Source organism: Cupriavidus sp. 01L46 (assembly GCF_056399905.1).
The window spans coordinates 1-14,615 of record NZ_JBFTSF010000156.1 but is presented as its reverse complement, the minus strand read 5'-3'; the positions used below and the strand labels follow the sequence as shown (position 1 = coordinate 14,615).

The window sequence follows — 14,615 nt, the reverse complement described above, 5'->3', positions numbered from 1 at the left end:
CATCTACCACTCTGGCACATTGCGATGCCGTTCGGTCCTGGAGGGGCCCCTTACCGCCAGGGCAGTTTTGCCCCACCMCGCAAGACTTCTTCGACGTCTCGCGCTCCATGGGAGGGCGGGGCGCGTTCATATAAGTGACCGGCAGCCCCCGCAGGRGGATGTCGTATGGCACTTGGGTGCAAACGCCAACGCCGTTCAAGACGAACCAAAAACCCCACAAAACCCAGCCCTTGCTCCCAAAAGCCAATACCGCCAATACCACCAATACCGCCGACAAAACCATAAAAGAAAGGCCCCGCAAGGGGCCTTTCAAATGTACGGCTAGAAAACCGATGCAACTTACACAGTCACCGTATCCGCCACACCCTTGAAGTCMTCGATCTTGTCGAAGTTCAAGTACTTGTAGATCTGATCACCGTTGGTGGCCAGCACGCCCATGTCCGACATGTACTCTTCCTTGGTCGGGATGCGGCCMAGGCGCGAGCAGATSGCGGCCAGCTCGGCCGAACCCAGGTACACGTTGGTGTTCTTGCCCAGACGGTTCGGGAAGTTACGGGTGCTGGTCGACATCACCGTGGCACCTTCGCGCACTTGTGCCTGGTTACCCATGCACAGCGAGCAGCCCGGCATTTCGGTGCGGGCGCCAGCCGTGCCGAACACGCCGTAGTGGCCTTCCTCGGTCAGTTGCTTGGCGTCCATCTTGGTCGGCGGGGCAACCCACAGCTTGACGGGGATGTCGCGCTTGCCTTCGAGCAGCTTGGAGGCTGCGCGGAAGTGGCCGATGTTGGTCATGCACGAACCGATGAAGACTTCGTCGATCTTGGCGCCAGCCACTTCCGACAGGGTCTTGACGTCGTCCGGGTCGTTCGGGCAGGCCACGATGGGCTCATGCACGTCGGCCAGGTCGATCTCGATCACGGCGGCGTACTCGGCGTCCGCATCCGGCTCCAGCAGCTTGGGATCGGCCAGCCAGGCTTCCATGGCCTGGATGCGGCGCGACAGGCTGCGCGGGTCTTGGTAGCCTTCGGCGATCATCCACTTCAGCAGCGTGATGTTGCTGTTGATGTACTCGATGATCGGTTCCTTGTTCAGGCGCACCGAGCAACCGGCGGCCGAACGCTCGGCGGAAGCGTCGGACAGCTCGAACGCTTGCTCGACCTTCAGGTCGGGCAGGCCTTCGATTTCCAGGACGCGGCCCGAGAAGATGTTCTTCTTGCCTTGCTTGGCCACGGTCAGCAGGCCCGACTTGATGGCGTACAGCGGAATGGCGTTGACCAGGTCACGCAGGGTGACGCCAGGCTGCATCTTGCCCTTGAAGCGCACCAGCACGGATTCCGGCATGTCCAGCGGCATCACGCCGGTGGCAGCGGCGAACGCCACCAGGCCCGAGCCTGCCGGGAAGCTGATGCCGATCGGGAAGCGGGTGTGCGAGTCGCCGCCGGTGCCGACGGTGTCGGGCAGCAGCATGCGGTTCAGCCACGAGTGGATCACGCCATCGCCCGGGCGCAGCGAGATGCCGCCACGGGTGCTGATGAACTGCGGCAGCGTGTGATGGGTCTTGACGTCGACCGGCTTCGGATAAGCCGCGGTGTGGCAGAACGACTGCATCACCAGGTCGGCCGAGAAGCCCAGGCAAGCCAGGTCCTTGAGCTCATCGCGGGTCATCGGGCCGGTGGTGTCTTGCGAGCCCACCGAGGTCATCTTCGGTTCGCAGTAAGTGCCCGGGCGGATGCCCTTGCCTTCCGGCAGGCCGCAGGCGCGGCCAACCATCTTCTGGGCCAGCGTGAAACCGCGGCCAGTGTCGGCCGGGTTGTGCGGCAGGCGGAACAGCGTGGACGGGGCCAGGCCGAGCGCCTCGCGTGCCTTGGCGGTCAGGCCACGGCCAACGATCAGGGGAATGCGGCCGCCGGCGCGCACTTCGTCGAACAGCACGTCGGACTTGACGGTGAACTCGGCGATGACCTGGCCGTTCTTCAGGGCCTTGCCATCATAGGGACGCAGTTCGACCACGTCGCCCATTTCCATCTGCGACACGTCCAGCTCGATCGGCAGTGCGCCGGCGTCTTCCATGGTGTTGTAGAAGATCGGGGCAATCTTGCTGCCCAGGCACACGCCGCCGAAACGCTTGTTCGGCACGAAGGGAATGTCTTCGCCGGTGAACCACAACACCGAGTTGGTGGCGGACTTGCGCGAGGAACCGGTACCGACCACGTCGCCCACGTAGGCAACCAGGTTGCCCTTTTCCTTCAGCGATTCGATGAACTTGACCGGGCCGCGCTTGCCGTCTTCTTCCGGGGTGATGCCCGGGCGCGCATTCTTCAGCATGGCCAGCGCGTGCAGGGGGATGTCGGGGCGGGTGGTGGCGTCCGGCGCCGGCGAGAGGTCGTCGGTGTTGGTTTCGCCGGTGACCTTGAACACCGTCACGGTCAGGCTTTGCGGCACTTCCGGACGGCTGGTGAACCACTCGGCGTCGGCCCAGCTTTGCAGCACGGACTTGGCGATGGCGTTGCCMTTGTCGGCCTTTTCCTTGACGTCGTGGAAGGCGTCGAACATCAGCAGCGTCTTCTTGAGCGCTTCAGCGGCGACGGGACCAATCTCGGTGTCGTCCAGCAATTCGATCAGCGGGGAGATGTTGTAGCCGCCCAGCATGGTGCCCAGCAGCTCGGCTGCCTTGGCACGCGAGATCAGCTGGCAGGCTTCCTTGCCCAGCGCCACGGCGGCCAGGTACGAAGCCTTGACCTTGGCGGCGTCGTCCACGCCAGCCGGCACGCGATGCGTGATCAGGTCGACCAGGACTTGTTCCTCGCCAGCCGGCGGGGACTTCAGCAATTCGATCAACTCCGCAGTCTGCTTGGCGGTCAGCGGCAGAGGGGGGATGCCAAGCGCGGCGCGTTCGGCTACATGGGCGCGATAGTTTTCAAGCATGGGAACCTGCGGGGTGATAGGGTTATAAAAACCAGTTGTGCCGCGATTGTAAAATAAAGTGCCCCCTTGGGTCAAACGTCTTATATCTTATATAAGAGTTGAAAACAGAAAACCCAATCAAATCAAGGCCAGGCCGCATACAAGAGTTCCCCCGGCGCGATCAGGCCACCCGCCATCACTCCTGGCTCGGCGGCAGAAAAACCAGCTTCTCCTCCTCATACAGCCGGTAGATCATGTCCAGCATGGCGCTGATCTCCTCGGTCTCGTCGAGCCTGCGCATGCTCATGATGATGGGCGAGACCAGGTTGGGATCGTCCAGCTCCCGGTAGCTGATGTCGTCCCGCTTGAGGCCGTGCACGCTGCTCGGGACGATCGAGATACCCTCCCCGGCCGCCACCAGCCCCAGCGCGATCTGCAGCTCGCGCGCTTCATGGATGCGCCCGGGCTGCAAGGCCCGGTCGTGAAACGCTGCCAGCACCTGGTCGGCATAGCTTGGGCGGGGCGCCTTGGGAAAGATGATCAGGGTTTCGCCCAGCAGGTCGTGCAGGGCCAGCACGGGCTTGGCCAGCGAGAGCGGGTGCCCGACCGGCAGCGCCACGATCATCCGCTCCTCGCGCAGCACGACCCGGCGCACGTTCGGGTCCTCGTGCCGGATGCGGCCAAACCCCACGTCGATGGTGCCCTGCTTGAGCGCGGCGATCTGGTCCATGGTGGTCATCTCAACCAGGCTCAGCTCGATCTGCGGGTGCTCGGTGCGGAAGCGCCGGATGATCTTGGGCAGCATGCCGTACAGGGTCGATCCGACAAAGCCGAGCGACATCTTCCGCTCGATCTGCCCCACCCGCCGCGTCATCGACTCCAGTTCCGCGGCTTGCGCCAGCAACTGCTGGGCGTGCGCATAGAAAAAGCGCCCGGCCTCGGTCAGCTTGAGCGGGCGCGCGTTGCGCTCGAAGAGCTGCACCCCCAGGCCCTCTTCCAGTTGCTGGATCTGCCGGCTCAGCGGCGGCTGGGCGATATGCAGCCGTTCGGCCGCGCGGGTGAAGTTGAGCTCCTCCGCGACGGCAACAAAGTAACGTAAGTGACGCAAGTCCACGACTATACCTTTTGAGTATTCAGCCAATACTAAAACAGTGTTGGACCGCCGATTTTGGCACTCCTATCCTTCGCATCAGGCTGTGACAACGACTTTTTATACCTTTATGGCATTTTAGTTCGAATCACGCTGCCCTGGCGGAATGCCACTGCAAAGACGGACCCCACATAGAAAACCAGAGACAAGGAGCAGACAAATGACGCACCCGGAAATCGAAGCGCTGGTGAAAGCGTTCATCCTCGACACCGCCAACGGCAAGGCCGATGCGCGTGTGCAAAGCGTGGTGGTCCGCCTGACCACCGATCTCTTCAAGGCGATCGAAGACCTGGACCTGAGTGCCAGCGAAGTCTGGAAGGGGATCGAGTACTTCGCCGAGGCCGGCCCGGAACTTGGCCTGCTGGCCGCCGGCCTGGGCCTGGAGCGCTTCCTGGACATCCGCGCGGATGAAGCCGAGGCAAAGGCCGGTCTCGCCGGTGGCACGCCGCGCACCATCGAAGGCCCGCTGTATGTCGCCGGCGCGCCCGCGAGCGAAGGCTTCGCGCGGCTGGACGACGGCAGCGAAGATGGCCAGGGCGAAGTCCTGTTCATGCAGGGCACGGTGTTCGGCACCGACGGCAAGCCGCTGCCCGGCGCCGCGGTGGAGGTCTGGCATGCCAACCTGCTCGGCAACTACTCGTTCTTCGACAAGACGCAGTCCGACTTCAACCTGCGCCGCACCATCACCACCGATAGCGAGGGCCGCTACCAGTTCCGCAGCATCGTGCCGATGGGCTATGGCTGCCCGCCGCAGGGCACCACGCAGCGGCTGCTGGACCTGCTGGGCCGCCATGGCCGGCGCCCCGCGCACATCCACTTCTTCGTGTCCGCAGCCGGCCATCGCAAGCTGACCACCCAGATCAACATCGACGGCGACGAATACCTGTGGGACGACTTTGCCTTTGCCAGCCGCGAGGGCCTGGTGCCAGCGATCAGGCACATCGAGTCCCCGCGGGCACTGGCCGAGCACGGCCTGGACAAGCCGTTTGCCTCCATCGATTTCGATTTCCGCCTGTACGCCGATTGCGCGGCAGCGCCGGCACCGGAAGTGGAGCGCACGCGCGCCGCCGCGTAAGCCCCGGCGCCTGAGGCATCTCAGGCGCCTCCGACAGCATCAGCAACGACGCAGCAACATCAGGGCCGCCCTGAGGATCCCTCACGGCCCGGCGCATCCGCCACGGATGCAGGAGACACCTCATGATCCCCATTTACCCGGACCACAGCCCGGCCCTGAAGCGCCTGGACGACTACCTGGTGGAAGACCGCGAGACCGGCGACCACCGCCTGCATCGCAGCGCCTTCACCGACGAGGCCCTGTTCGAACTCGAGATGAAGCACATCTTCGAGGGCAACTGGATCTACCTGGCGCACGAAAGCCAGATCCCCGGCAACAACGATTACTACACCACCTACATCGGCCGCCAGCCGATCGTGATCGCACGCAACCGCCAGGGCGAACTCAACGCGCTGATCAACGCCTGTACCCATCGCGGCGCCATGCTGTGCCGCCACAAGCGCGGCAACAAGGCGACCTACACCTGCCCGTTCCATGGCTGGACCTTCAACAACAGCGGCAAGCTGCTCAAGGTCAAGGATCCGGAAGGTGCCGGCTACCCCGATTGCTTCAACAAGGAAGGCTCGCACGACCTGAAGAAGGTGGCGCGCTTCGAGAACTATCGCGGCTTCCTGTTCGGCAGCCTGAACCCGGACGTCGCACCGCTCAAGGATTTCCTGGGCGAGGCGGCCAAGATCATCGACATGATCGTGGACCAGTCCGCCGACGGCCTGGAAGTGCTGCGTGGCGCGTCCACCTATACCTTCGAGGGCAACTGGAAGCTGCAAACCGAGAACGGCGCCGACGGCTACCACGTCTCCGCCGTGCACTGGAACTACGCTGCCACCACCAATCACCGCAAGCAGGAAAACGCCCGCGAGGACAAGATCCGGGCCATGGATGCGGGCAACTGGGGCCGGCAAGGCGGAGGTTTCTACGCGTTTGACCACGGCCACATGCTGTTGTGGTCACGCTGGGCCAACCCGGAAGACCGGCCGAACTTCAACCGGCGTGATGAATTCGCCGAGCGCTGCGGTGCCGAGACGGCGGACTGGATGATCCAGAACTCGCGCAACCTGTGCCTGTACCCCAACGTCTACCTGATGGACCAGTTCGGCTCGCAGATCCGCGTGCTGCGCCCGCTGTCGGTTGGCAAGACCGAAGTCACCATCTACTGCATCGCGCCCAAGGGCGAAGCCGACGACGCGCGCGCGCGCCGCATCCGCCAGTACGAGGACTTCTTCAACGTCAGCGGCATGGCCACGCCCGACGACCTGGAAGAATTCCGCGCCTGCCAGCAAGGCTATGCCGGCAGCGCGGTGGCATGGAACGACATGTGCCGCGGCGCCACGCACTGGGTGGAAGGCGCCGACGAGGCCGCCCGCAAGATTGGCCTCAAGCCGTTGATGAGCGGCGTCAAGACCGAGGACGAAGGCCTGTACACGGTGCAGCACCGCTACTGGCTGGACGTGATGAAGCAGGCCACGGGTGCCGAAGCCAGCAAGATCAGCAGCGTCGGGAGCGAAGCATGAGCACGACCGCAGCTACCGCACCTACCGCACCCATCGGCCTTGCCGAGATCCAGGCCTTCCTCTACCGCGAAAGCCGCCTGCTTGACGACGAACAGTGGGATGAATGGCTGGCCTGCTATCACCCGGATGCCGCGTTCTGGATGCCGTCCTGGGACGATGACGACACCCTGGTGACCGATCCGCAGCGCGAGATCTCGCTGATCTACTACCCGAACCGCCAAGGCCTGGAGGACCGCGTGTTCCGCATCAAGACCGAGCGCTCCAGCGCCACCATGCCGGACACGCGCACCAGCCACAACCTCAGCAACGTCGAACTGGAGCGCCAGGAAGGCAACGTCTGCACGGTGCGTTTCAACTGGCACACGCTGAGCCACCGCTACAAGACCAACTACTGCTACTTCGGCATGTCGCGCTACGTCATCGACTTTGCCGGCGGGCGAGCGCAGATCCTGGACAAGTATGTCGTGCTCAAGAACGACTACATCAACCAGGTCATCGACATCTATCACATCTGAGCCGACGCGCCGGAGGAACCACGCCATGGAATACAACATCGCTCTGCAGTTTGAAGACGGCGTTACCCGCTTCATCACCTGCGCCGCCAACGAAACCCTGTCCGACGCCGCCTACCGCCAGCAGATCAATATCCCGCTGGACTGCCGCGACGGCGCCTGCGGCACCTGCCGCGGCTTGTGCGAATCCGGCGAGTACGACCTGCCGGCGTCGAGCTATATCGAGGACGCGCTGACGCCCGAGGAAGCGGCCAAGGGCTACGTGCTGGCCTGCCAGACCCGCCCGCGCTCCGATTGCGTGATCAAGGTGCCGGCCTCGTCGGCCGCCTGCAAGACCGGCGTGACCAGCTACCAGGGCAAGCTGGCGGCGGTGGACAAGCTGTCGGACTCCACCATCGGGTTCTCGATCGACCTCGGCGATACCGCTGCCCCGACCTTCCTGGCGGGACAGTATGTGAACGTGGAGATTCCGGGTACCGGCCTGACCCGTTCGTACTCGTTCAGTTCCGCCCCCGGCGCCGCGCGCACTTCGTTCGTGGTGCGCAACGTGCCCAACGGCCGCATGAGCGAGTTCCTGAGCAAGCAGGCGCTGCCCGGCCAGCCCATTTCCTTCGCCGGCCCCTATGGCAGCTTCTACCTGCGCGAAGTGGCCCGCCCGGTGCTGTTCCTGGCGGGCGGCACCGGCATCGCACCCTTCCTGTCCATGCTGGACGTGCTGGCCGCGAACGGCAGCCCGCATCCGATCCGCCTGGTGTACGGCGTGACGCATGAGATCGACCTGGTGGCCCTGGAACAGCTAGACGAAGCCAAGCGCAAGCTCGCCGGCTTCGAGTACCGCACCTGCGTGCTCGATCCGGTCAGCAGCGAAACCCGCAAGGGCTATGTCACGCAGCACGTGGAGCCGGACTGGCTCAACGGCGGCGATGTCGACATCTACCTGTGCGGCCCCGTTGCCATGGTGGACGCGGTGCGCGCCTGGCTGCAGGACGCCGGGGTGACGCCGGCCAGCTTCCACTACGAAAAATTCTCGGCCAGCAACGCTGCCTGACCCACCGTCCACGGATCACAGACATCACAGACAAGCCATGAACAACAACGCGCGCTTTAGCGGAAAAATCGCCGTGGTAACCGGCGCGGCGCAGGGGATTGGACGCGGCGTGGCGCTCGCCGCCGCGGCCGAGGGTGCCAGCCTGGTGCTGGTCGACCGCTCGGCACTGGTGCATGAGGTCGCCGCGCAAATCCTCGCGAACGGCGGCCAGGCACTGGCTGTGGAAGCCGACCTGGAGACCTATGCCGGCGCCTGCCTGATGACCAGCGCGGCGCTGGAGGCACATGGCCGCATCGATGTCCTCGTCAATAACGTGGGTGGCACTATCTGGGCCAAACCCTACCAGGAATACGAGGAAGCGCAGGTCGAGGCCGAGATCCGCCGCTCGCTGTTTCCCACCCTGTGGTGCTGCCGCGCCGTGCTGCCCGGCATGATCGCGCGCAAGCAGGGCGTGATCGTCAATGTCTCGTCCATCGCCACACGCAGCATCTACCGCGTGCCCTACGCAGCCGCCAAGGGCGGCGTCAACGCCCTGACCGCCAGCCTCGCCTTCGAGCACGCGCAGGACGGCATCCGCGTCAATGCGATCGCCACCGGGGGCACCGAAGCGCCGCCGCGCAAAGTGCCCCGCAACACGGCGGAGCAGACCCCGCGGGAAGCCGCGTGGTACCAGGGCATCGTCGACCAGACCATGGCATCCAGCCTGATGCACCGCTACGGCACCATCGATGAACAGGTGCGCGCGATTCTGTTTTTGGCGTCCGACGAGGCCTCTTACATCACCGGCACAGTGCTGCCCGTCGGCGGCGGCGACCTCGGCTGAGCCGCGGCGACGCCGGCTCGCGCCCTCCCCGATAGCCACCGCACGCGCTTCCAGCGGACTAACGCTTCGCATGTTCGTGTTTTTTCTTCCCGAAGCAGCTGGAGGCGGCGTTGTCGGGGCGACGCCCTGGATGGTGAGGCGCACAACGTATTGCCCACCTCCGGAATATGCCTTTAAGAGCATATTCCTGTACCGCCCCGGACGCGTAACGCCACACGCGAATGGGTTGACCCGGGTATGCGGATATCGCGGTCCGCAGCCGGCTCGCACGGCTCACCAGGCACGGCGTGGCGCCAGCCCCAGCTGGCACGCCGTTCTCCGCTCCGTCCCGGCGGCAGATTAAATCCGTAATCCAATCAATCACTTAGCAACGCGGCGCGACAAGCGGCGGCGCCATCGCCCGCGCCGACCCCACGCCCATGGCAGCCACCTGCGCCTGCCTGCCGCCATCTCGCCAACCTGGCAAATCATCGCGGTTTCCTGGTCCGTCACCCGCTATCCGGTACCCAGCGCGGCTTTTAGTCAAACATCCACTCAAGTTCCGTGCCCGTCATTCGTTAACCCCTGTAAGACCATCCGCGTAGCTCGGATGACAAGACCTGTTCGGCTCAAAGGGCCAAGCTGAGCGGGTTTCACCCTTTTTTTCGGCCCTTTGCTTGCCGGTCATTCCCTCAAGAATGGCAAGGCATTCCGATACAGGCATCTCATGGCGAATACGCTCACTTCTTCCCAGGCTGACGGCAACACGAGCAAGCGCGGGCGACTGCTGCTGGTGCTCGGCGTCGTGCTCGTCGCGGCGCTGGGTGCCGGGGGCTTTTTTCTGGGCAACATCCTGAGTAACCGCCAACCGGCCGCGCCTGCCGCTCCGGTTGTACCGCCGCCGATTTTTGTGCCGTTGGAAGCATTTACCGTCAATCTGAAGAGCGATGACGGCGACCGCTTCCTGCATACCGGTTTGTCGCTCAAGGTGGCGGACGCGAAGGACCAGGCGCGCATCACCGAGTACCTGCCGGAAGTCCGCAGCCGCATCTTGCTGCTGCTGTCGGCCAAGCAACCGCCCGATCTGGCGACGGTGGACGGCAAGCGCAAGCTGGCCCAGGAAATCAAGAGTGTCATCAGCCAGCCGTTCGCGCCCAACCTGCCCAAGCAGCAGATCCTGGACGTCCTATTTACTTCCTTCGTGGTGCAGTAAGCGCTTTGCCCTGCCCCACCAGCAACTCCGATATGAATGCGTCCTTGTTTTCCTTGCCTGTCTCACAGCGCGCGCGCCAACGCCAGCGCGCGGGCTGATCGGTACATGGTCGCTTTCATTCATCACGGCACTCAAGGGGCAGGACACTAGATGGCCTACGACAAGTTTCTCTCGCAGGACGAGGTAGACGAACTACTGAAAGGCGTGTCAGGCGAGACCGATACGCCCGAGGTCGCCGCGCCGGTCTCCGAGGATGGCGTGCGCCCGTACAACCTGGCCACGCAAGAGCGCATCGTGCGCGGCCGGCTGCACACGCTCGAAATCATCAACGAGCGCTTTGCCCGCCAGCTTCGGACCCAGCTGTTCAACTTCATCCGCCGCGGCGCCGACATCTCGGTTGGCTCGGTGCGGATCGAGAAGTACGGCGACTTCGTGCGCAACCTGCCGGTGCCGACCAACCTGAACCTGGTGCACATGAAGCCGCTGCGCGGCACGTCGCTGTTCGTGTTCGACCCCAACCTGGTGTTCCTGGTGGTCGACAACCTGTTCGGTGGCGACGGGCGCTTCCACACCCGTGTGGAAGGCCGCGACTTTACCCAGACCGAGCAGCGTATCATCCGGCGCCTGCTGGACCTTGCGCTCAACAGCTACGGCCAGGCCTGGAATGCCGTGCATCCCATCGAGCTGGAATATGTCCGCTCGGAAATGCACACGAAGTTTGCCAACATCGCCATGCTCAGCGAGGTGGTGGTGACCACCGCCTTCCATATCGAGCTTGGCGCGGTGGGTGGCCAGCTGCACGTCTGCTTCCCGTACTCGATGATCGAGCCGGTGCGCGACCTGCTGATGAACCCGCTGCAGGACGAGGTTGAAGTAGACAAGCGCTGGATCTCCCAGCTGTGGCAGCAGATTCGCTCGGCGGAGGTGGATCTGGTGGCCGAATTTGCCCACGTGGAAAGCACCGTAGCCGAAGTGCTGGCGCTGCGCGTCGGCGACGTACTCCCCATCGAGCTGCCCGAGCAGGTCTTCGGCAAGGTCGATGGCGTACCCGTGCTGCAGGCCGGCTTTGGCACCATGAACGGCCAGTATGCGTTGCGGGTAGAACGGATGATCAATCACCAAGAAATCGATTCCAACAAGGAAACCGACCATGACTGACGGCAAAGACGACAAGCCGGCCGACCCGATGGACGACTGGGCCAGCGCCCTGGCGGAGCAGACCAGCGCCGAGGATATCGCCGCTGCCGCCGCGCCTGCCCAGGCTGTCGCCGCCACGCCAGCCACAGCCACACCAGCCGCCTCCAAGGTCTTCCAGCCGCTGGAGAAGGAAACACCGAGCGGCTTCCACAACGATATCGAGATGATTCTCGATATCCCGGTCCAGCTCACGGTAGAGCTTGGTCGCACCAAGGTGCCGATCAAGACGCTGCTGCAGCTGGCCCAGGGCTCGGTGGTGGAGCTCGACGGCCTGGCCGGCGAGCCGATGGATGTGCTGGTCAACGGCTACCTGATCGCCCAGGGCGAGGTCGTCGTGGTGAACGATAAGTTCGGCATCCGCCTGACCGACATCATCACGCCGTCCGAACGCATCCGGAAGCTCAACCGATGAAAGCCGGCCTGCGCCGGACCGCCAACGCTGCGCTTGCCGCCGGCGTGGGCCTGGCGCATGCGGCGAGCGCGTACGCGCAAGCCAGTGCCGCGGTGGCCAGCCCCGCCGGTACCGGCACGATCGCCAGCAACGCCGGGGCCGGCAGCCATGTCCCGGTCAGCAGCGCAACGGGGCTGGCGCAAGCTGGCCTCGGCCTGTTCGCCGTCATCGCCCTGATCCTGTTGCTGGCCTGGCTGGCGCGCCGCGCCGGCCTGGTCCGGCACGGCCAGGGCGGCCAGATGAAGGTAGTAGGCAGCACCATGCTCGGCGCCCGCCAGCGCCTGGTGATGGTGGAAGTGGGCGACACCTGCCTGGTGCTGGGCGTGAGCGCCGGCGAGATTCGCACGCTCCACACGTTGCCCGCGCAAGCCGCGCACAAGCCGGACCACCCCTCCGGCAGCACGGCAACCCCGGGCTCGGCCGGCAGCTTTGGACAAAAGCTGCTGCGCGCCATGCAAGACAACCTGAAGTCATGAATTTCCTGCCTGACGCCTCCCGGCGCACTTTGCAACACCACCTGCAACGCCATCTCCGGTCCGTGCGCGAATGCGCCAGCCAACCCTCCCGGCTTGCGCTTGCGGCATTGCTGGTGAGCGCCTGCCTTGCGCTGGTGCTGTTGCCCGCCATGGCCCAGGCGCAGGCATTGCCCGGCCTGACCAGCAAAGCCGGCCCGGGCGGCAGCCAGACCTGGTCGCTGTCGGTGCAGACGCTGGTCCTGCTCACCTCGCTGTCGTTCCTGCCCGCGGCCATGCTGATGATGACGGGCTTCACCCGCATCATCATCGTGCTGGGGCTGCTGCGCAATGCGCTGGGCACGGCCAGTTCCCCGCCCAACCAGGTGCTGGTGGGRCTGTCGCTGTTCCTGACCTTCTTTGTCATGTCGCCGGTGTTCGACCGCATCTACACCGACGCCTACAAGCCGCTGTCCGAGAACAAGCTCAGCCTGGAAGACGCCGCCGCCAAGGCCGCCGCGCCGCTCAAGACCTTCATGCTCAAGCAGACCCGCGAGAAGGACCTGGCGCTGTTTGCCCAGATGGCCAAGGTGCCCGAGATGCAGGGCCCCGAAGACGTGCAGATGCACATCCTGGTGCCCGCCTTTGTCACCAGMGAGCTCAAGACCGCGTTCCAGATCGGCTTTACCGTCTTCATCCCCTTCCTGATCATCGACCTGGTGGTAGCCAGCGTGCTGATGGCGATGGGCATGATGATGGTGCCGCCGGCCACCATCGCGCTGCCATTCAAGCTGATGCTGTTCGTGCTGGTGGACGGTTGGCAATTGCTGCTGGGCTCGCTGGCGCAGAGCTTCCTGAACTGATCACGGGGCGCTAGCCCCACCCAAGGCCTTCGCCATGACGCCGGAAACCGTAATGAGCATCGCCACCCAGGCGATGAAAATGACCCTGATGCTGTCCGCGCCGCTACTGCTGGTGGCGCTGGTGGCCGGCCTGGTGGTCAGCCTGTTCCAGGCCGCCACGCAGATCAATGAAATGACGCTGTCCTTCATCCCCAAGCTGCTGGCCCTGTTCGCCACCATGGTGCTGGCCGGCCCGTGGATGATCAACACCTTTGTCGACTACATGCGCGAAGTGTTCCAGGGCATTCCCGCCCTGGTGCATTGAGTCTGATGCGTCCGATAAGCCTGGCGTCGCACCTGGCTGCGCTGGGCGACATCTAACGCCGCAATAGCTGCAACAGCCGTATCCGCCGCAACAGCCGCCGTGCTCTCCGTCACCTCCGCCCAGCTCTACGCCTGGATCGCCGCCTTCCTCTGGCCCTTGTTCCGCCTGCTGGCCCTGATCGGCACCGCCCCGCTGTTTGGCGAGTCGACCATCCCGAGACGCGCCAAGGTTGGCCTGGCGGCCATGATGGCGGTGATCATCTCGCCCACCATCGACCACCTGCCGCTGGTGCCGGTGTACTCGCTGGAAGGCTTCCTGATCATCCTCAACGAGGTCGGCATCGGGCTGGCAATGGGCTTCAGCATGCGGCTGGTGTTCTCCGCTGTGCAATTCGCCGGCGAAACCATCGGCCTGCAGATGGGCCTGTCGTTCGCCTCCTTCTACGACCGCTCCTCCGGCGGCCAGACCATGGTGCTGGCGCGCTTTCTCAACGTGGTCGCCATGCTGATGTTCCTGGCCATGGACGGCCACCTGCTGCTGCTGGCCACCATCGCCGATAGCTTCGCCAGCCTGCCCATCGCCGCTCAGCCCCTCACCGGCGCCGGCTGGGCAGCAGTGGCCGCCTCCGGCGCCACCGTGTTCTCCTCGGGGATGCTGCTGGCCCTGCCGCTGATCGCCGCGCTGCTCACGCTCAACCTCGCCATGGGCATCCTGAACCGCGCATCTCCCCAACTGTCGATCTTCGCGGTCGGCTTCCCGGTCACGCTGGGCGGCGGCATCCTGATGATGATGCTGATCATGCCGCAGATGAGCACCTTCATGGCGCGGCTGATCGAGGGCGGGTTGAGTACGGTGGCGACGGTGTTGGGGCAGTTTGGGCGGTGAGGGTCAGGTCTCGGCAGACCCGCCCCCTCACGCAACCACCACCCGCGTACACCCGTCCACCGCTTCAAACCCGATATCCACCGGCAGGAACTTGGCAATCACTTCTGCATTGCTGCGCACGTGATTGGTCACTTCGTCCACGGTGAAGCTGCCGCCGCCCGCCAGGGCCATTGGCAGCAGGAGCTGGTCGGCCAGGTGCGGGCCGACCGCACCCTTGCCGGCCAGGTAGGCCTTGCCGGCCAGGTAGG

General features: G+C 64.5%; 15 protein-coding genes. 12 read left to right on the top strand and 3 right to left on the bottom strand.

The window, feature by feature from the left end; all coding sequences use genetic code 11:
* Window positions 1-339: 339 nt before the first annotated feature.
* Complete coding sequence (gene acnB / locus AC1DS3_RS24155) at window positions 340-2,925, bottom strand: bifunctional aconitate hydratase 2/2-methylisocitrate dehydratase (protein ID WP_477128112.1); 2,586 nt, start codon at window positions 2,923-2,925, stop codon at window positions 340-342.
* Window positions 2,926-3,100: 175 nt separating this feature from the next.
* Complete coding sequence (locus AC1DS3_RS24150; protein WP_441639454.1) at window positions 3,101-4,018, bottom strand: LysR family transcriptional regulator; 918 nt, start codon at window positions 4,016-4,018, stop codon at window positions 3,101-3,103.
* Window positions 4,019-4,214: 196 nt separating this feature from the next.
* Between AC1DS3_RS24150 and catA the strand changes: the two genes are divergently transcribed.
* The 12 genes from catA (at window position 4,215) to fliR (ending at window position 14,367) form a co-directional block, all read left to right on the top strand.
* Window positions 4,215-5,129 (top strand): catechol 1,2-dioxygenase, encoded by a 915-nt coding sequence (gene catA, locus AC1DS3_RS24145; protein ID WP_441639455.1) that lies wholly within the window; start codon window positions 4,215-4,217, stop codon window positions 5,127-5,129.
* A gap of 122 nt (window positions 5,130-5,251) precedes the next feature.
* Complete coding sequence (benA, locus tag AC1DS3_RS24140) at window positions 5,252-6,640, top strand: benzoate 1,2-dioxygenase large subunit (RefSeq protein ID WP_441639456.1); 1,389 nt, start codon at window positions 5,252-5,254, stop codon at window positions 6,638-6,640.
* Window positions 6,637-7,155 (top strand): benzoate 1,2-dioxygenase small subunit, encoded by a 519-nt coding sequence (gene benB / locus AC1DS3_RS24135; protein ID WP_441639457.1) that lies wholly within the window; start codon window positions 6,637-6,639, stop codon window positions 7,153-7,155. Before benA ends, benB begins: the two co-directional genes overlap by 4 nt.
* 25 nt (window positions 7,156-7,180) lie before the next feature.
* The gene (benC, locus tag AC1DS3_RS24130; protein ID WP_441639458.1) at window positions 7,181-8,200 is read left to right on the top strand and encodes a benzoate 1,2-dioxygenase electron transfer component BenC; all 1,020 of its coding nucleotides are present in this window, start codon (window positions 7,181-7,183) and stop codon (window positions 8,198-8,200) included.
* Between the two features lie 37 nt (window positions 8,201-8,237).
* On the top strand, window positions 8,238-9,023 hold the full coding sequence (locus AC1DS3_RS24125; RefSeq protein ID WP_441639459.1) for a 1,6-dihydroxycyclohexa-2,4-diene-1-carboxylate dehydrogenase: 786 nt from the start codon (window positions 8,238-8,240) through the stop codon (window positions 9,021-9,023).
* 706 nt (window positions 9,024-9,729) lie between these two features.
* Window positions 9,730-10,215 (top strand): flagellar basal body-associated protein FliL, encoded by a 486-nt coding sequence (gene fliL / locus AC1DS3_RS24120; RefSeq protein ID WP_441639460.1) that lies wholly within the window; start codon window positions 9,730-9,732, stop codon window positions 10,213-10,215.
* Between the two features lie 150 nt (window positions 10,216-10,365).
* Window positions 10,366-11,373 (top strand): flagellar motor switch protein FliM, encoded by a 1,008-nt coding sequence (fliM, locus tag AC1DS3_RS24115; protein ID WP_477128111.1) that lies wholly within the window; start codon window positions 10,366-10,368, stop codon window positions 11,371-11,373.
* Window positions 11,366-11,824, top strand: a complete 459-nt coding sequence (gene fliN / locus AC1DS3_RS24110) for a flagellar motor switch protein FliN (RefSeq protein ID WP_150990476.1) — start codon at window positions 11,366-11,368, stop codon at window positions 11,822-11,824. The genes fliM and fliN overlap by 8 nt, the downstream gene beginning before the upstream one ends.
* Window positions 11,821-12,339 carry a flagellar biosynthetic protein FliO gene (gene fliO / locus AC1DS3_RS24105; RefSeq protein WP_441639461.1) on the top strand — a complete coding sequence of 173 codons (519 nt, stop codon included), beginning with the start codon at window positions 11,821-11,823 and terminating at the stop codon, window positions 12,337-12,339. The genes fliN and fliO overlap by 4 nt, the downstream gene beginning before the upstream one ends.
* Window positions 12,340-12,488: 149 nt before the next feature.
* Window positions 12,489-13,178 carry a flagellar type III secretion system pore protein FliP gene (gene fliP / locus AC1DS3_RS24100; RefSeq protein WP_477128113.1) on the top strand — a complete coding sequence of 230 codons (690 nt, stop codon included), beginning with the start codon at window positions 12,489-12,491 and terminating at the stop codon, window positions 13,176-13,178.
* A gap of 34 nt (window positions 13,179-13,212) precedes the next feature.
* Window positions 13,213-13,482, top strand: coding sequence for a flagellar biosynthesis protein FliQ (gene fliQ / locus AC1DS3_RS24095; protein WP_043353410.1), 270 nt, complete (start codon window positions 13,213-13,215; stop codon window positions 13,480-13,482).
* 99 nt (window positions 13,483-13,581) lie between these two features.
* Window positions 13,582-14,367 carry a flagellar biosynthetic protein FliR gene (gene fliR / locus AC1DS3_RS24090; RefSeq protein WP_441639462.1) on the top strand — a complete coding sequence of 262 codons (786 nt, stop codon included), beginning with the start codon at window positions 13,582-13,584 and terminating at the stop codon, window positions 14,365-14,367.
* Between the two features lie 27 nt (window positions 14,368-14,394).
* On the opposite strand, the gene AC1DS3_RS24085 is transcribed toward fliR, so the two are convergent.
* A partial coding sequence (locus AC1DS3_RS24085; RefSeq protein WP_477128110.1) for an RNA 3'-terminal phosphate cyclase occupies window positions 14,395-14,615 on the bottom strand: 221 nt, incomplete at its 5' end.